The following is a 15,826-nucleotide window of genomic DNA, read 5'->3' on the forward strand; positions in this document are numbered from 1 at the left end:
AATCACAGCCCGGCGGGCTCCATGGCCGCCTCCCGCAGCCGCTCGACGTCGCGCGCGGGTGGCTCGCCGAAGAGCCTCCTGTAGTCGCGGCTGAAGTGTGAGGGGTCGCGGTAGCCGACCCGGCGGGCGGCGCCCGCGGCGTCGAGCCCCTCACCGAGCATGAGCCGCCGGGCCTCCTGCAGCCTCAGCCTCTTCTGGAACTGCAGGGGGCTCATCGCCGTGACCGCCTTGAAGTGGTGGTGGAAGCTCGATGTGCTCATCCCGAGCTCCCGCGCGATCTCCTCGACCCTGAGCGGCCGGGCGAGATCCTCGCGCAGCCTCTCCATGGCCCTCGCGATGCGGTGGGCCTGCCCGCCGCGGATGGCGATCTGGCGCAGCCGCGCCCCCTGATCCCCGCGGAGGAGCCGGAAGACGATCTCCCGGACGACGAGCGGCCTGAGAAAGCGCGCCTCTTCCTCCGGCTCCTCCAGGAGCCGCAGCAGCCTCACGACGGCGTCCAGGAGCCCACCGTCCAGCGGGCTCACGTCGAAGGCCCGCACGGCGGCGCGCTCCCCGGAGACGGCGTGCCCGGCCTCGACCATCACCGAACCCACGAGCGCGGGGTCCAGGGTCAAGACCACCCCCAGATAGGGCCGCTCCTCCGAGGCCTCCGTGATCCGGCTGGCGATGGGGAGGGCGGCGGCGGTGACGAGGTAGTGGCTGGCGTCGTAGCGGTAGAGCTCGTCGCCGAGCCAGACCTCCTTTGCCCCCTGCGCGACGACGCACAGCGCGGGGAACGAGACGCCGTGGTCCGGCTCCGTAGGCGCAGAGGCGCGCCGCAGCCGCAGCCCGCCGGGCAGATCGACGGCCCCGTCCTCGCGCACGGCCCGCGCGACGCGCTCCACGAGCTCCCGGCGCACGTCGCGCCCCCTCTCCGTCTCCCACCTGTGCATCGGATCCACAGCCAGCCCCTCCGTTCGATTCGGCAGGTTTGCAGGATAGTCCAAGAGTTCTGGAGGATCATTATACTGGCCCTCGCCCCAACGCCTGTAAAATAGCCGGCGTGCGGAGTGATCTCATGCCGGGTCTCTGATACAGCCCGGAATTTCATCCAACGACTCGCTCCGCCGAAGGCAGGAGTCGATACGGGAGGTAGCCAGGCCATGCGAGGAACGGTTCTGTACGGAACGCGGGACGTGCGCGTCGAGGAGCGCCCGGAGCCGGAGATAGTCGAGCCGACCGACGCCATCATCCGGCTCTCGGCGGCGTGCGTGTGCGGCTCGGACCTCTGGCCCTACCGCGGCATCGACCCGGTGGCCGAGCCGAGGCCGATGGGCCACGAGTACGTCGGCGTCGTCGAGGAGGTCGGGAGCGAGGTACGGAACGTAAAGCCGGGGCAGTTCGTCGTCGGCTCGTTCTTCGCTTCAGATAACACCTGTGAGATCTGCCAGAGCGGCTACCAGTCCTCCTGCGTCAACCGCGCACCCATCGGAGCCATCGGAACCCAGGCCGAGTACGCCCGCATCCCACTGGCTGATGGCACATTGGTGGCGACGCCGGACATACCCGATGACGACCTGATCCCCCACCTCCTCGCCGCCTCGGACGTGCTCGGCACCGGCTGGTTCGGCGCGGTGGCGGCCGAGGCCGGTCCGGGCAAGACGGTCGCGGTCGTCGGCGACGGCGCGGTCGGGCTGCTCGCGGTGCTCTCCGCGAAGCAGCTGGGCGCCGAGAGGGTCATCGCGATGAGCCGGCACGAGGACCGGCAGAAGCTCGCGCTCGAGTTCGGCGCGACCGACATCGTCGAGGAGCGCGGTGATGCGGGCGTCGAGCGCATAAAGGAGCTGACCGGCGGGCTCGGAGCGCACTCGGTCGTAGAGGCGGTCGGGACGCAGGAGGCGATGATGCAGGCGATCCGATCGACCCGTCCCGGCGGGCACGTGGGCTTCGTCGGCGTGCTGCACGGGGTGGAGATCCCGGGCGAGGAGCTCTTCCTCTCCCACGTGCACCTGCACGGAGGCCCTGCCCCGGTGCGGCGCTTTCTTCCCGAGCTGATCGACCTGATCTGGCGGCGCAGGATCGAGCCGGGGAAGGTCTTCGACCTGGAGCTTCCCCTGGAGGAGGCCGCCGAGGGCTACCGCGCGATGGACGAGCGACGCGCGATCAAGGCGCTGCTGCGCCCGTAGGGCGACCCGGGCCGGGCGGAACGGAACCGCGGTGAGCGGGCCTCCGCCCGCCCGCGGTCTTCCGGAGAGGGACCGTGCGGCCTCTCAGGATTCCGGGAAGGAGGAGCGGGTGTGAGCCCGCAGCCATCGCGCATCTTCGTCACGGGCTCTGCGGACGGGCTCGGGCGGGCGGCGGCGCGGGCGCTGTTGGAGCAGGGGCACGGGGTCGTCGTGCACGCCCGGAACCGCAAGCGGCTGGAGGCGGTGCGCGAGCTTCTGGAGCGGGGGGCGGAGGCCGTGGTCGGGGATCTCTCCGATCCCGGCGAGACGCTCGGCGTCGCGGAGCAGGTGAACCGCCTCGGGCGGATGGACGCGGTGATCCACAACGCCGCCGTCGGCGGCGGGCCGCAGGTGCTGCCGGTCAACGTGGTCGCCCCGTATCTGCTCACCGCCCGGATCCAGCGTCCCCGGCGCCTGATCTACATCTCCAGCGGCATGCACCGCGGCGGCAGGGCCGACCCGGGTAGCATGGACTGGAGCGGCAGCCGGGCGACGGCCTCCTACTCGGACTCGAAGCTCTTCGTCACCGCGCTCGCGATGGCCGTCGCCCGGCTCTGGCCGGAGGTGCTCAGCAACGCGGTGGACCCGGGCTGGGTGCCGACGAAGATGGGCGGCCCCGGCGCCCCGGACGACCTGCGCCTCGGGCACACGACCCAGGTATGGCTCGCCACCAGCGACGACCCGGAGGCGCGCACCTCCGGCGGCTACTGGTACCACATGCGCTGCCAGGAGCCGGCCAGGACAGTCAACGACGAACGCTTCCAGGACGAACTGCTCGAAGAGCTGGCACGCTTCACCGGGATCCGCCTCACACCCGGCGGACCGTCGACAGAGGAGGAGCGATGAGCGAACGGAAAGACGACGAGCTTGACGGGATCGGCGGGGAGGAAGAGATCGAGATATCCCCCCTCCGGCGCAGCGGGAGCCCGGGGAAGGCGGTGCCGGTCTGGGTCGTGCGCGTCGGCGACGACCTCTACGTCCGCTCGTGGCGCGGGCGCGGCGGAGGCTGGTACCGCACCGCCCTCGCCACGGGCGAAGGGCGCGTCCGGGCCGGCTGCGTCGAGAAACAGGTCGGCTTCGTCGAAGAGAAGGACCCCGCCGTCAACGACCGCATCGACGCCGCCTACCGCGAGAAGTACGGCCGCTACCCGGGCTACGTCCGGCCCATGATCGCCGGGGAGGCGCGTGCCACGACGCTCAGGCTCGTGCCGCGCCCTTGAATGCAAAACCATCCAGACCAGGAAGGGAGAGAACCAGATATGAGCGGACCATTGCTGAAGCTCAAAGGCGGCGTCGAGATGCCCGCGCTCGGGCTCGGTGTCTTCCAGACCCCGCCGGAGGAGACCGCGGCGGCGGTGGAGGCGGCTCTGCGCACCGGATACCGCCTGATCGACACCGCCGCGGCCTACATGAACGAGCGCGAGGTCGGGGAGGGCATCCGCCACTCCGGTGTGCCGCGCGAAGAGGTGTTTATCGAGACGAAGGTCTGGATCAGCGACTACGGCCACGACGCGACGCTGCACGCCTTCGAGAAGAGCAGCCGGAAGCTGGGGGTCGACGTCATCGACCTGCTCATCCTCCATCAGCCGCTGCCTAGCCGCTTCGACCTCACGCTCGAGGCCTACCGCGCGCTCGAGGAGCTGCTCGCCGACGGCAAGGTGCGCGCCATCGGCGTGAGCAACTTCATGCCCGAGCACCTCGACCGCCTGCTCGAAGTCGCGTCGGTTGTGCCCGCTGTCAACCAGATCGAGCTGCACCCCTACTTCCAGCAGAAGGAGCTGCAGCGGCGGCACGCCGGGCCGGGCATCGTGACGCAGGCGTGGTCGCCGATTGGCGGGATCACGTTCTACCGGGAGAGCGAGAGAAGTACGCTAGAGGATCCGACGATCGGCGAGATCGCGCGCCGGCACGGCAAGACGGCGGCGCAGGTGATGCTGCGCTGGCACCTGCAGGCAGGCCGCTCCGCGATCCCGAAGTCGGTCCGGCCCGAGCGCATCGCCGAGAACTTCGACGTCTTCGACTTCGAGCTGACACCGGAGGAGATGGCGGCGATCGACGCCCTCGACACCGGCGTGCGCGGCGGACCGGAGCCAGAGAGCATCACCCTCGAAACGTACGGCCGTGAGATCCCGGAGGCGTGAGAGGCGAACCCGGTCGATGACGCAGAGGGGCGGTATGCCAGACAAAAGCCACTGGATGGCGCGATGGAGCGATCGGCCGTATCTGTACCTGACCACGACCGGGCGCCGCACCGGGCGGCCGCACCGCATCGAGATCTGGTTCGCCGCCCATGAGGGACGGCTGTACCTGCTCTCGGGAGGCGGCGAGCGGTCCGACTGGGTGCGCAACCTGCAGGCTCATCCACGGGTTACGGTCGAGCTGGGGGACGAAACCCGGGTCGGTGTGGCCCGGGTCGTCCAGCCGGGCACGGAGGAGGATCGCCTCGCCCGCGAGCTGCTGGTCGCCAAGTATGCAACATCCACGGATTCCCTCGACGACTGGAAGCGGCGATCGCTGCCGGTGGCGATCGACTTCCCGGACGAGGAGAGCTGAAACGTATTCGAGGAGCAACGGACGCCCTCGATCACAAGGCGAAAGCAAGGAGGAGATCATGCAGAAGCGCAGACTCGGAAGGAGCGGCCTTGAGGTCTCGGAGATCGGGCTCGGCTGCATGGGCATGAGCCAGAGCTACGGCCCCAACCCCGGCGACCGGCGGCAGATGATCGCCCTGATCCGCGAGGCGGTGGAGCTGGGCGTCACCTTCTTCGACACCGCCGAGGTCTACGGCCCCTTCGACAACGAGGAGCTGGTCGGCGAGGCGCTCGCCCCGGTGCGCGACGAGGTGGTGATCGCCACCAAGTTCGGCTTCCGCTACGACGAGAACGGACGCCCCAGCCCGGCGAACGGCATGGACAGCCGCCCGGAGCAGATCCGGCGGGCGGTCGAGGGCTCGCTCGAGCGCCTCGGGACCGACCACATCGACCTCCTCTACCAGCACCGGGTCGACCCGGAGGTGCCGATCGAAGAGGTCGCGGGCACCGTGGGGGACCTGATCCGGGAGGGCAAGGTCAGGCACTTCGGCCTCTCCGAGGCGGCGGCGCGGACGATCCGGCGGGCGCACGCGGTGCAGCCGGTCGCCGCGATCCAGAGCGAGTACTCGCTGTGGTGGCGCAGGCCGGAGCAGGAGGTTCTGCCCGCGTGCGAGGAGCTCGGGATCGGCTTCGTCCCCTATAGCCCCTTAGGCAAGGGCTTCCTGACGGGCAGAATAGACGAGAACGCCTCGTTCGCCGAGGGAGACATCCGCAGCACCATCCCCCGCTTCGCGCGGGAAGCGAGGAAGGCCAACCGGGCGCTGGTGGACCTGCTCGGCGGGATCGCGCGGCGGAAGAACGCAACGCCCGCCCAGATCGCGCTGGCCTGGCTGCTCGCCCAGAAGCCCTGGATCGTTCCGATCCCGGGCACCCGGAGGCTTGAGCGCCTGGAAGAGAACATCGGCGCGACGGAGGTAGAGCTCGCCCCCGAGGATCTGCGAGAGATCGAGGAGGCGGCCTCGAGGATCAAGATCCAGGGCGCCCGCTATCCCGAGGAGCTGGAGCGCACGACGTACCGCTGACGTGAAGCGCGGGGCACGAACTGCTAAAGTCGCGTCGAGGAGGTAGAGAGCATCTTCGGCCATCTCGCAGTATCCGATCTACCCGTCTAGGGTACCGATACCCCCTTGAAGACGTTCTTAGAAGATTATCGGCGCTTTATTGCGGCGTCCATCTCGCGCAGCGCTGGGTTGAAGAACATGCCAGATTTCAGCGCCAGGTAGACCAGGCCCATCCCGATCAGGGTCGGCGTGAGGCCGACGCCCTCCACCACGAAGCCTCCGAGTGCCATCCCAAGCGGGATGGCAGCGAAGAAAAGGGCATTTATAGTCCCCAGCACACGCCCGCGAATCTCGGATGGAGTACGCTCCTGGAAGACCGTCAACGAGATCGGGTCGATCGGACCGGCAAGGGCACCCAAGACCGCAAACACCCCGACGAGCACGGTTAGCGAAGGTGCCATCGCCAACGTCAAGTAGGCAGTAGGCCCCACGAGAACACCACAGACTAGGAAGGTCATACGCCGCGGTAGACGGTGACCGAAAGCCCCAAAGAGGAGTGTCCCCGTAAGCGCTCCCATACCGAAGCCACCCAATATGGCCCCGAGGGCAACGGCACTGCCGAATACCTCCCTGGCGTACACGGGAAGGACGACCGCCTGCAGCGGTGCGTCCAGGAAGTTTCCCACAGTCATCAAGAACACGAGGGACAGGAGCAGCGGACTGGCCCAAACGAACCTCAAACCCTCGAACAACCCGCCGAGGTAACCTCGCACACCTGCCGCGTAATGATCAGTCACGAACGACCGTACCGATGGCACGGCCACCGCGACGAGGACGGCCGAGAAGACGAAGGTTGCAGCGTTCAACCACAGAACGCCAATTGCCCCGAAAGCAGTGATCAGCACGCCAGCGAGAGGAGGCCCCAAGAACTGGGCCAGGCGCGGCACCGCCGAGTCGGCCGAGTTTGCCCTCTCCATCGGCATCCTCGCGACACGGGCCAGTTCCGGGATCATCGCCTGGCGAGCAGACATGCCCGGCGCGTCGAGCACCGCACCCAGGAAGACGAGGACGATGAGCAACCAGAAGGTGAGGTAACCGGTCGCAAAGAGCAGCGGGATGAGTACCGTCGTTGCCGCACTTATCAAGTCGGCTGCAACGCTCGTGAGTTTGAAACCCAGACGGTCGATGATAGGACCGCCAAAGAAAGCCGCAATGATTGCCCCGAGCGCGCCGACAGCGCCGGTGAGGCCTGTCCTCGCGGCGCTGTCCCTGGTCTGGAGGACGAACCATGGTATCACCACGGCCGACATGGCGTTGCCCACCACCGAGACCGCGTTGGCCGAGAGCAGCGCGAGTATCGAAGCACGTCGCCTGGGCTGTTCGGTATTCGATGGTCTCTCCGGGCGGTTTGGTGCGTGCGCTCCCTGATCAACCGGCATGCTCAAACCGCTGCTCAATGTGGAGAGTCGGCTCGAACGCGCGTTCGGCGCGCTCCCTGGCCAGCCCTTCCGGCGTTGCCAGGCCCAAACCCGAAGCGCCCAGGACTATCTCCCGGGTCCAGTCGATACGAAGCTCTTCTTCGACGACCTGCTCCCTCAAGGCCCCCACGAAGAAGGCATTCAGGTTCAGCCAGGTCGCCAGGAGGTAGAAGCTCTGGCTCAGGTGCCCCAGGTCCGCCATTATGAAACGGTAGAGCCTGGGGGTGGGATACTTCCACATGGGACGCTCTATCACCGCGGTGTAGAACAGGACCACGCTGGCATTCGCGGTCCAGGCCTGGTCACCACACATCTCTGACATACGATCCCGGGGGTTGATCCGGGAGACCAGCTCCAACTCATGACTCCTGACGGAGTAGTGGTAGATCCCGGGTTCGATACCCTCGACGTTCATGATGCAAGGGTACGCTTCTATAAGATGTCTCGACCCGCCGGATGGGCTCGTCTTCATCAGTACTTTGCCGACGCCTGCGGCCCTGGCGAAGCCGACAGCCCCGCAGGTGTAGACGATCCTACTCTCGGGCACGGTACTCGCCGGAGAAAGCTGGTCGACCAGCTCGTCGCGAAGTTCGTTCTCCTCAACGGCCCGCGCCAGAAGCTCGGGAGTCATACCTTCACCTCCTTCCCTTGCGTTCGGCCGGCTCCTTAAATGGCCGGTTTTTACAGCACCACATATAAGACCCTTGATTACTCAAAATAGTTTCACTAATATGAGGTTGTCGAGGAGATATTTGGTGCGAACTGGAGGTGAGAGGATAATGATCAGAAATCCGGAGCTTGGCGCAGCACTCGAATGCGATTGGAGCGAGGCTAGGCGGCGGTGTTTGGCTCTGGCGATTAGGTTACTGCGTTCGCAGCATGACGCCGAGGAAGCTGTGCAGGAGGCACTCTTGCGAGGACTACGGCACGCACACGCCTGCCGCAACCGGCAGGACCCGATCCCCTGGCTGATGACCATCACGCGGCGTGAGTGTGCACGACTGTCGCGCCGGCGCCTTGAAAAAGGAGAGGTGGCATTGGAGGTGTGCGGCGAGCGAGGAGAAGAACTCGATACTTCTCAGGCTATCGTATCGGTCGTTGATCTTCGAGAAGCCGTGGCACGGCTCTCGCAAGAGGAGCGCAGGTTGCTATCCTTACGCTACGCAGAGCAGCTGACGCAGTCGGAGATCGGCAAAGCACTCTGTATACCCGAGGGAACGGTCAAGACCAAACTGCACCGGATACGCACGCGTCTCCGGGCGGAGATGTGGGTGGAGAACGAGTGGAAAACGTTGAGCTCCTAATCACGGACACAAGGGTTGTCAAGGCCCTGGCCCATCCCTTACGTGCCAGGCTGCTGACGATGTTGGACAGGCGGGAGGCGAGCCCGAAGCAGCTCTCTGCAGAGCTCGGCGAGCCGCTGGGGACGGTCAGCTACCACGTGCGCACGCTCCACGATCTGGGCCTCTTGCGGCTCGTGGGTGAGAAACGTCAGCGGGGTGCGGTGGAGCATTACTACACCGCGGTCAAGTGGATAATCCACGAGGATGCCTGGAAGGCGTTGCCTGGTTCGCTCAAGCAGACAGTGCACGCCTCTTTCCTATCCCGGATCGGAGATGTGGTCTCCTCGGCCGCGGTTGCTGGTGGCTTCGACGAGCCTTACGCAGTGTTGAACCACGACACCTTGGTTTTAGACGAGAAAGGAGCCCTAGAGCTGGCCAGGGAGGTCTCCGCGCTGATGAAGCGTGCCTTAGCCATCGAGTCCGAATCGAAAGAGAGATGCAGGGAATCTCAGTCCGCCGGTGCCAAACCGGAGGCAGTTGAAGTCAACCTCGTACTGATGCTGTTCGGGGCTTCTGACGACACGGAAGAAGACGAGAAAAAGTAAGCCTCACAGCCTTAACAACGGTGAGAACTTACACTTCTCCATCGCATCGTGGCCAGAACGCTGAAAGAGATCGAGGAGGCGGCCTCGAGGATCGAGATCCAGGGCGCCCGCTACCCAGAGGAGCTGGAGCGCACGACGTACCGCTGACGTGAAGCGCGGGGCACGAACTGCTAGAGTCACCTTGAGGAGGCAGAGATGAAGATCACGAGAAACGGAAGGAGGCCCTCCGGCAAGGGACCGGCCGGGTGGTTCACCGGAGACGTCTACCTGGACACCGCCGCCGAGCCCTCTGGGCCCTCGCGCCTGGCGGCGAGTGTCGTCCACTTCACCCCGGGGGCCCGCACGGCGTGGCACACCCACCCTAACGGGCAGACCATCTACGTCACCGAGGGCGTGGGGCTGTGCCAGCGCCGGGGAGGTCCGGTCGAGGTGATAAGGCCCGGAGACTCCGTCTTCTTCGAGCCGGGCGAGGAGCACTGGCACGGGGCGGCCCCGGACCGCTTCATGACCCACGTGGCGATGCAGCAGACCGACGAGGAGGGCAACGCCGCCTTCTGGGGCGAGCACGTCACCGACGAGGAGTACGGCGCGGCCCATCGGACGGAGGGCTGATCTCCCGACGCGCAGGCACCACCGTCCCCTTCGTCCGCACACGAAAACCTCTATACTTTGGGCCGGGAGGCCAGGGATCCCTCGTCTCCCGGCCCAAAATCCGGAATCCCTGCTGACGGAGGAAGAGAGGTATGAGCGTTCGGGTGGGTGTGATCATGGGCAGCACCTCGGACTGGGAGACGATGAAGCATGCCTGCGAGGTGCTCGACGAACTCGGAATCTCCTACGAGAAACGCGTCGTCTCGGCGCACAGGACGCCCGATCTCATGTTCGAGTACGCCTCCACGGCGGCCGGGAGGGGGCTCGGCGTGATCATCGCGGGCGCGGGAGGTGCAGCGCACCTTCCGGGCATGGTCGCCTCCAAGACGGTGCTGCCCGTGATCGGGGTGCCGGTGAGGTCCTCGAACCTGAGCGGGCTCGACTCGCTGCTCTCGATCGTCCAGATGCCCGGAGGGGTCCCGGTCGCGACCGTCGCGATAGGCCGCTCCGGGGCGACCAACGCCGGGCTGCTGGCCGCCCAGATCCTGGCCGTCAGCGATCCCGACATCCGTCACAGGCTCGAGGAGCGCCGGGAGAGGATGCGTCGCTCCGTCATCGAAGGGGGTGATCTCGGTTGACGAAGGTCGTTCTTCCGGGCAGCACGATAGGCGTGCTGGGCGGCGGCCAGCTCGGCCGAATGATGGCGCTCGCGGGGGCGCACATGGGCTACCGCTTCGTGACGCTCGACCCCACGCCCGATGCCCCGTGCGGGCAGGTCTCGGCCGCCCAGATCGTCGCAGCCTACGACGACCGCGCCGCCGCCAGAGAGCTCGCCAGATCCGCCGACGTCATAACCTACGAGTTCGAGAACGTGGATTCCGGCGTGGCGCGGATGCTCGAGCAGGAGTCGTACGTACCCCAGGGGAGCCGTCTGCTCCACACCACCCAGCACCGGCTGCGCGAGAAGCGGGCCGTCGAGGAGGCGGGGGTGCGGGTGGCGCCCTACCGGCAGGTCGAGAGCGAGAAAGACCTGCTCGATGCGGTGGACCTGCTGGGCACCCCCTGCGTGCTCAAGACCGCGACCGGCGGCTACGACGGCAAGGGGCAGCGGGTACTCCACTCGGAGGACGAGGCCGAAGCCGCCTTCGCCGAACTCTTTGGCCCGGGGGTCGACCTGGTGCTGGAGAAGTTCATAGACTTCGAGAAGGAGCTCTCGGTCATCGCCGCCCGCACCCCGGACGGGGAAGCGGCGGCCTTCCCGGCGGCGGAGAACGTACACGTGGACAACATCCTGCACCTCTCGATCGTCCCGGCCCGCGTGCCGCAGGAGGTGCAGGAGAAGGCCACGGAGATGGCGCTCAGCGTGGCCGAGTCGCTCGGCGTGGCGGGACTCGTCGCGGTGGAGATGTTCTGGGCCGGCGGCGACGAACTCTACGTCAACGAGCTCGCCCCGCGGCCGCACAACTCGGGCCACTATACGATAGAGGCGTGCGTTACCTCGCAGTTCGAGCAGCACGTGAGGGCCATCTGCAATCTGCCGCTCGGCCCGACCACCCTGCTCACCCCCGCCGTCATGGTCAACGTGCTCGGGGAGCACCTGGAACCCCTGATCCGGCTGATCGAGAAAGGTGGGATGCGAAGCCGCGGGGGCGTGACGCCGAAGGTGCATATCTACGGCAAGGCCGAGTCCCGCCCGAAGCGCAAGATGGGACACGTCACCCTCGTCGCCGACGACGTCGATCCGGCCCTCGCCTGGATCGAGGAAGCCGGGATCTGGGAAGGCCAGGTAGCGAAGACGGGTCCCGTCCGGTAACCCTCAGGGAGAGGCAGAGCTCCCGCCCCAGAACCCGTCCGGGGCGAAGAGTTCCTCGACGCACTCCTCGAGCAGCCCGCTCTCGAGCGCGAGATCGAGGACGGTATAACGCCGGCGGATCGTCTGCGCCCGCGCATAGGTCTGCCGGAAGCTCTCCCACTCGAGCCCTATCTCCCGCGGGCTCGTCGGGCATCCGGCCTCCGCGAGCAGCCTGCGCAGCTCTCCGGGGGGCAGAAGCTGCTCCCGCAGCCGCCCTCTGAGCGCCTCCCACCCCTGCGTGAGGCGCACGAGCCTCCGGCGCAGCTCGCCGGCCGTGGGATGCTTGGCGAGCGACTCCTCCACCGCGGCGCGCGCCATCACGGGGTTCGGGTGCGCCTCCCTCACCCGGCGCTCCACCTCGTCCCTCCCCGGCCAGCGGCGGCAGATCCCGTCCACGTCGATGTCGGTGAGATCCTTCAGCAGCATCCTCTCGTAGAGGGCGGCGATCGCCACGGTGCCGACCCCGACCTTGAACCCATGCGAGAGCGGCGGGTCCTGGTCGTGCCCGAGCCCCTCCATCTCCCAGAGGTGGCTGAACTGGTGCTCGGCGCCGGAGGCGGTGCGCGAGGAGCGGTAGCGCTGCATCGCGAGCCCGGACATCACGAGCCCCTCCATCAGGCCGGCCACGGCCTCCTCGTCCCCCCGACGCAGCCTGCCGGGCGCAGCGGTCCAGCGACGCAGCGGGCCCTGCACCATCTCGAAGCTCGTCCGATCGATCGCCTCCACCCCGAGGGCGTCGGCGACGATCCAGTCGGCTCCCGAGGTGATCTTGCCCAGGAGATCGGCGTAGCCGGAGGCGGTCATCCGCTCCGGAGCCCCGGCGAGCACATCAACATCCGCGACCACGGCCCGGGGCGCGGGGCAGGGCAGGGTATGCTTGTACCCATCCTCGGTTATCGTGGCGCCGAAGGAGGTGTACCCGTCGACCGAGGCCGCGGTCGCCACCGCCATGTACGGCCGGCCACACTCGTGGGAGGCGCGCTTGGTGATGTCGTTTATGGTCCCGGCCCCGACCGCGACCGGCACCGCCTCCCTGCCCCGGAGCCACTCTCTGAGATCTCCGACGCCCTCGGAGTCGGGGAAGAGAGGAGGATGCACCGGGAAGACGAAGCGTCCTGCGAGCGTGCACCCGGCGGCCTTCAGGCTCCTCTCGACCTCTTCCCCGGCGACCTCGAAGGTCCTCTCGTCCGCGACGATCACGGCCGGCACGGCCCCGAAGCACCCCTCGAAGACCTCCCCGACCTGTCCCAGGGCTCCTTTTTCTATGACGACGCGATCGGTCTCGGAAGCCTCCCCGAGCGCGGCATCCAGTCTCTCCTCCAAACGGAACTCCTCCCCTCGAAATTTTCTACGGCGCTTGCGGCTCGCCGGGGACCTCGTGACAGTGCCGGCAGCGGGCTTCGTAGCTCTCCTGCGCCCCGACGAGGATGGTCGGGGCGGTGGCGGGCGCGGGACGGCCGTCTATGAGGCGCTGGGAGCGGGAGGCCTCCCGGCCGCAGCGGGCGCAGATCGCACGCAGCTTGACCACCTCGTCCGCTTCGGCGAGCAGGGCCGGGACCGGACCGAAGGGCCGGCCGCGGAAGTCCATGTCCAGCCCCGCGGCGATCACGTCGTAGCTGCCGTCGGCGAGGTTCCGGCAGACCTCCACGATCCGCCCGTCGAAGAACTGCACCTCCTCGATCGCCACCAGGTCGGTCTGCGGCTCGACGGCCGAGAGCAGCTCGTCGCTGGAGGCGACGGCGCGGGCCTCGTGCAGCACGCCGTTGTGGGAACGGATGGCCGCTCTCTCCGAGCGAGTGTCGAGGGCGTGCTTGAAGACCTGCACCCGGCGTCGGGCGTACAGGGCGCGCCTGACCCGCCGGATCAGCTCCTCCGTCTTGCCAGAGAACATCGAGCCGGTTATGACCGTCAGAGAACCCGGACGCGGACCGTAAACTTCGAAGAGCCTCTCCGGGGCCCTCCTGACGCGCTCCTCCCGCACCAGGCAGGCTACTCTCCGGCCCTCTCGAGCGTGCGACGGGCCATCTTCACGCTGGCCTCGTCGACCATCTGCCCGTCGACGGCTATCGCCCCGACCCCCGACCGGCCGGCTTCCTCGTAGGCGGCGACGATGCGGCGGGCACGCTCGAGCTCCTCCTCCGAGGGCGAGAACTCGCGGTTGACGGTCGCTATCTGCGCGGGATGGATGCACCACTTGCCGTCGTAACCCAAAGACCGGGCGACGCGGCAGCTCCTGCGCAGCGCCTCCTCGTCGCGGAAGTCGGCGACGGGGCCGTCGAGGACGCGGAGCCCTCCAGCCCTCGCCGCGGTCGCGATGCGCGCCATCGCGTGGTGGAAGCGGTGTCCCGGGTAGAGCTCGTCCCACGCGTCCTCGATCCCGATGTTCCCCCCCGGCATCCCGACGCTCGCCGCGAAGTCCCCGGGCCCGAAGTGCAGCGCCTCAAGCCGCCCGCCCCAGAAAGCTATCTCCTCCACCCGGGCGAGCCCCGAGGCGCTCTCTATCTGGGCCTCGAGAGAGACCAAGCCCGGCTCGAGACCCGCTCCCGCCTCCACCCCCCGGAGCAGAACGTCGAGTGCGTAGAGATCCTCCGCCCTTCCCACCTTCGGGACGATGATCGAGCAGGGAACCCTCGCCCCCTCGACGACCTCGATCACGTCCCCGTAGAACCACCGGGTGTCGAGCGCGTTCACGCGGAAGGTGGGGGTCCTTCCCCGCCAGTCCATCCCGGTGAAGGCCCGCACGACGTTCCCGCGCGCCGCCTCCTTCTCCCCCGGCGCGACGGCGTCCTCCAGGTCGAGGAAGACGGCATCCGCCTCCGAGGCGAGCGCCTTCTCGATCATCCTCGGGTTCGAGGCGGGAACCGCGAGCAGCGAACGGACGAACCCCATCTCACCCCAGCAGCGTCTCGACCGGTTCGCCCCGGAGGGAGGCGTCCAGGACCTCGGTCGGGTGGGCGACCGGAATGTCACGGCCCATCCGGCGCAGGGATGCCCGGATCTGCAGCGTGCAGCCCGGGTTGGACGTGACCAGAAGCTGCGCCCCGGTCTGCAGCACGTTCTTCGCCTTGCGCTCGCCGAGCTCGGCGGCGGGCCCGGGCTCGACCATGTTGTAGATCCCGGCCGAGCCGCAGCAGATCTCCGCCTCCTTTATCTCCCGCACCTCGAGACCCGGTATCCTCCCGAGCGCCCGGCGGGGCTGGCTGCGGATGCCCTGCGCGTGGGCGAGGTGGCAGGCGTCGTGGTAGGCGACCGTGACCGGCAGCGGGTGGCGCTCGGCGACGGGCCCGATCTCCTCGAGGAACTCCGAGACGTCCCTCACCTTCGCGCTGAAAGCCTCGGCCCTGGCGGCGTACTCCGGGTCGTCGCGCAGCAGGTAGCCGTACTCCTTCATCGTCGAGCCGCACCCGGCGGCGTTGACGATCACCTCGTCGAGGTCGTAGCGCTCGAAGACGTCTATCGTGCGGCGGGCGAACTCGAGCGACTCCTCCTCACGCCCGGCGTGAGTCGAGAGCGCGCCGCAGCAGCCCTGATCGGGCGGGGCGACGACCTCGCAGCCCTCGGCGGCGAGCACCCGCACCGTGGCCGCGTTCACCTTCGAGAAGAAGACCCGCTGCACGCACCCGGTGAGGAGCCCGACCCGACGCCTCTTCTCGCCGAGGGGCGGGGTCACCTCCGGGATCCTCTCCTGCTCAGGGACCTCGGGCAAAAGCTCCTCCATCGTCCGCAGCCGATCGGGCATGAGCTTCAGCAGGCCGCTCCTGCGCACCAGGTTCCTGATACCGGCCCTCTGGTAGAGCCGGAGCGGGGCCGCGACCAGCCGCAGCCGCTCCGGGTAGGGGAAGAGGTTGAAGATCATCTCCCGGAACGCCCGATCCTCCGGCGCGCGCTGGTAGCGGCGCTCGACCTGGCCGCGGGTGGCCTCGATGAGCTTGTCGTACTGCACCCCGGAGGGGCAGGCGGTTACGCACGCCATGCACCCCAGGCACAGGTCGAAGTGCCGAACCATCTCGTCGTTCATCGGCTCGCCCTCGAGCCCCTTGTTCATCAGGTATATCCTGCCGCGCGGCGAGTCCATCTCCTCGCCGAAGAGCACGTACGTCGGACAGGTCGGCAGGCAGAAGCCGCAGTGGACGCAGTCGTCTATGAGGGCCTGATCCGGCGGGTGGTGCTCGTCGAAGGCCGGGAAGACCACCCGGCCGCTCTCTCCGCGTCCCGTTCCGA

At 67.8% G+C, this 15,826-nt stretch carries 18 protein-coding genes; 11 read left to right on the forward strand and 7 right to left on the reverse strand.

Annotated features, from left to right (window positions below; all coding sequences use genetic code 11):
- Nucleotides 1–2 precede the first annotated feature (2 nt).
- Nucleotides 3–932, reverse strand: coding sequence for an AraC family transcriptional regulator (locus tag AC6EKW_RS09415; protein WP_273887788.1), 930 nt, complete (start codon nucleotides 930–932; stop codon nucleotides 3–5).
- 210 nt (nucleotides 933–1,142) lie between these two features.
- Here AC6EKW_RS09415 and AC6EKW_RS09420 point away from each other — a divergent pair, with 210 nt between their 5' ends.
- The 6 genes from AC6EKW_RS09420 to AC6EKW_RS09445 all read left to right on the forward strand — a co-directional run bounded on the left by AC6EKW_RS09420 (nucleotide 1,143) and on the right by AC6EKW_RS09445 (nucleotide 5,817).
- Nucleotides 1,143–2,165: a zinc-dependent alcohol dehydrogenase family protein gene (locus AC6EKW_RS09420; RefSeq protein ID WP_273887656.1), complete on the forward strand. Its 1,023-nt coding sequence runs from the start codon at nucleotides 1,143–1,145 to the stop codon at nucleotides 2,163–2,165.
- A 111-nt stretch (nucleotides 2,166–2,276) separates the two neighbouring features.
- Complete coding sequence (locus tag AC6EKW_RS09425) at nucleotides 2,277–3,050, forward strand: SDR family NAD(P)-dependent oxidoreductase (protein ID WP_498514260.1); 774 nt, start codon at nucleotides 2,277–2,279, stop codon at nucleotides 3,048–3,050.
- A complete protein-coding gene (locus AC6EKW_RS09430; protein WP_498514261.1) occupies nucleotides 3,047–3,424 on the forward strand; it encodes a DUF2255 family protein in 378 nt (125 codons plus the stop codon). Before AC6EKW_RS09425 ends, AC6EKW_RS09430 begins: the two co-directional genes overlap by 4 nt.
- 39 nt (nucleotides 3,425–3,463) lie before the next feature.
- A complete protein-coding gene (locus AC6EKW_RS09435; protein WP_498514262.1) occupies nucleotides 3,464–4,345 on the forward strand; it encodes an aldo/keto reductase in 882 nt (293 codons plus the stop codon).
- Between the two features lie 55 nt (nucleotides 4,346–4,400).
- The gene (locus tag AC6EKW_RS09440; RefSeq protein WP_498514263.1) at nucleotides 4,401–4,757 is read left to right on the forward strand and encodes a nitroreductase family deazaflavin-dependent oxidoreductase; all 357 of its coding nucleotides are present in this window, start codon (nucleotides 4,401–4,403) and stop codon (nucleotides 4,755–4,757) included.
- Between the two features lie 58 nt (nucleotides 4,758–4,815).
- The gene (locus tag AC6EKW_RS09445; protein ID WP_498514264.1) at nucleotides 4,816–5,817 is read left to right on the forward strand and encodes an aldo/keto reductase; all 1,002 of its coding nucleotides are present in this window, start codon (nucleotides 4,816–4,818) and stop codon (nucleotides 5,815–5,817) included.
- Nucleotides 5,818–5,942: 125 nt separating this feature from the next.
- Here the strand turns inward: AC6EKW_RS09445 and AC6EKW_RS09450 are convergent, their stop codons facing one another.
- Complete coding sequence (locus AC6EKW_RS09450; protein ID WP_273887789.1) at nucleotides 5,943–7,235, reverse strand: MFS transporter; 1,293 nt, start codon at nucleotides 7,233–7,235, stop codon at nucleotides 5,943–5,945.
- Nucleotides 7,225–7,905 (reverse strand): SagB/ThcOx family dehydrogenase, encoded by a 681-nt coding sequence (locus AC6EKW_RS09455; RefSeq protein ID WP_273887660.1) that lies wholly within the window; start codon nucleotides 7,903–7,905, stop codon nucleotides 7,225–7,227. Before AC6EKW_RS09455 ends, AC6EKW_RS09450 begins: the two co-directional genes overlap by 11 nt.
- 148 nt (nucleotides 7,906–8,053) lie before the next feature.
- Between AC6EKW_RS09455 and AC6EKW_RS09460 the strand changes: the two genes are divergently transcribed.
- The 5 genes from AC6EKW_RS09460 (at nucleotide 8,054) to purK (ending at nucleotide 11,566) form a co-directional block, all read left to right on the forward strand.
- Nucleotides 8,054–8,578: an RNA polymerase sigma factor gene (locus AC6EKW_RS09460; protein ID WP_420542041.1), complete on the forward strand. Its 525-nt coding sequence runs from the start codon at nucleotides 8,054–8,056 to the stop codon at nucleotides 8,576–8,578.
- The gene (locus AC6EKW_RS09465; protein ID WP_273887661.1) at nucleotides 8,557–9,162 is read left to right on the forward strand and encodes a winged helix-turn-helix domain-containing protein; all 606 of its coding nucleotides are present in this window, start codon (nucleotides 8,557–8,559) and stop codon (nucleotides 9,160–9,162) included. Before AC6EKW_RS09460 ends, AC6EKW_RS09465 begins: the two co-directional genes overlap by 22 nt.
- Nucleotides 9,163–9,357: 195 nt before the next feature.
- Nucleotides 9,358–9,774 carry a (R)-mandelonitrile lyase gene (locus AC6EKW_RS09470; protein WP_273887662.1) on the forward strand — a complete coding sequence of 139 codons (417 nt, stop codon included), beginning with the start codon at nucleotides 9,358–9,360 and terminating at the stop codon, nucleotides 9,772–9,774.
- 131 nt (nucleotides 9,775–9,905) lie between these two features.
- Nucleotides 9,906–10,391: a 5-(carboxyamino)imidazole ribonucleotide mutase gene (gene purE, locus AC6EKW_RS09475; RefSeq protein WP_273842486.1), complete on the forward strand. Its 486-nt coding sequence runs from the start codon at nucleotides 9,906–9,908 to the stop codon at nucleotides 10,389–10,391.
- Nucleotides 10,388–11,566 (forward strand): 5-(carboxyamino)imidazole ribonucleotide synthase, encoded by a 1,179-nt coding sequence (gene purK, locus AC6EKW_RS09480; protein ID WP_273887663.1) that lies wholly within the window; start codon nucleotides 10,388–10,390, stop codon nucleotides 11,564–11,566. The genes purE and purK overlap by 4 nt, the downstream gene beginning before the upstream one ends.
- Before the next feature lie 3 nt (nucleotides 11,567–11,569).
- Here purK and AC6EKW_RS09485 read toward each other — a convergent pair whose 3' ends face one another.
- The 4 genes from AC6EKW_RS09485 to glcF all read right to left on the reverse strand — a co-directional run bounded on the left by AC6EKW_RS09485 (nucleotide 11,570) and on the right by glcF (nucleotide 15,797).
- Nucleotides 11,570–12,928 (reverse strand): sn-glycerol-1-phosphate dehydrogenase, encoded by a 1,359-nt coding sequence (locus AC6EKW_RS09485; protein WP_273887664.1) that lies wholly within the window; start codon nucleotides 12,926–12,928, stop codon nucleotides 11,570–11,572.
- Between the two features lie 25 nt (nucleotides 12,929–12,953).
- Nucleotides 12,954–13,517 (reverse strand): thymidine kinase, encoded by a 564-nt coding sequence (locus tag AC6EKW_RS09490; protein ID WP_420542042.1) that lies wholly within the window; start codon nucleotides 13,515–13,517, stop codon nucleotides 12,954–12,956.
- Between the two features lie 77 nt (nucleotides 13,518–13,594).
- Nucleotides 13,595–14,494: an HpcH/HpaI aldolase/citrate lyase family protein gene (locus AC6EKW_RS09495; protein WP_273887666.1), complete on the reverse strand. Its 900-nt coding sequence runs from the start codon at nucleotides 14,492–14,494 to the stop codon at nucleotides 13,595–13,597.
- Between the two features lies 1 nt (nucleotide 14,495).
- Nucleotides 14,496–15,797, reverse strand: a complete 1,302-nt coding sequence (gene glcF, locus AC6EKW_RS09500; protein WP_420542043.1) for a glycolate oxidase subunit GlcF — start codon at nucleotides 15,795–15,797, stop codon at nucleotides 14,496–14,498.
- Nucleotides 15,798–15,826: the final 29 nt, after the last annotated feature.

The sequence above is a fragment of the Rubrobacter sp. M3-4 genome (assembly GCF_059772285.1).

What these genes read in the sequence shown, in the direction of transcription:
- AC6EKW_RS09435 (WP_498514262.1), top strand. Translation starts at nt 3,464, where the DNA reads ATGAGCGGACCATTGCTGAAGCTCAAAGGCGGCGTCGAGATGCCCGCG.
- AC6EKW_RS09430 (WP_498514261.1), top strand. Translation starts at nt 3,047, where the DNA reads ATGAGCGAACGGAAAGACGACGAGCTTGACGGGATCGGCGGGGAGGAA.
- AC6EKW_RS09440 (WP_498514263.1), top strand. Translation starts at nt 4,401, where the DNA reads ATGGCGCGATGGAGCGATCGGCCGTATCTGTACCTGACCACGACCGGG.
- AC6EKW_RS09470 (WP_273887662.1), top strand. Translation starts at nt 9,358, where the DNA reads ATGAAGATCACGAGAAACGGAAGGAGGCCCTCCGGCAAGGGACCGGCC.
- AC6EKW_RS09460 (WP_420542041.1), top strand. Translation starts at nt 8,054, where the DNA reads ATGATCAGAAATCCGGAGCTTGGCGCAGCACTCGAATGCGATTGGAGC.
- AC6EKW_RS09415 (WP_273887788.1), bottom strand. Translation starts at nt 932, where the DNA reads ATGCACAGGTGGGAGACGGAGAGGGGGCGCGACGTGCGCCGGGAGCTC.
- AC6EKW_RS09455 (WP_273887660.1), bottom strand. Translation starts at nt 7,905, where the DNA reads ATGACTCCCGAGCTTCTGGCGCGGGCCGTTGAGGAGAACGAACTTCGC.
- AC6EKW_RS09495 (WP_273887666.1), bottom strand. Translation starts at nt 14,494, where the DNA reads ATGGGGTTCGTCCGTTCGCTGCTCGCGGTTCCCGCCTCGAACCCGAGG.
- AC6EKW_RS09445 (WP_498514264.1), top strand. Translation starts at nt 4,816, where the DNA reads ATGCAGAAGCGCAGACTCGGAAGGAGCGGCCTTGAGGTCTCGGAGATC.
- AC6EKW_RS09450 (WP_273887789.1), bottom strand. Translation starts at nt 7,235, where the DNA reads ATGCCGGTTGATCAGGGAGCGCACGCACCAAACCGCCCGGAGAGACCA.
- AC6EKW_RS09420 (WP_273887656.1), top strand. Translation starts at nt 1,143, where the DNA reads ATGCGAGGAACGGTTCTGTACGGAACGCGGGACGTGCGCGTCGAGGAG.
- purE (WP_273842486.1), top strand. Translation starts at nt 9,906, where the DNA reads ATGAGCGTTCGGGTGGGTGTGATCATGGGCAGCACCTCGGACTGGGAG.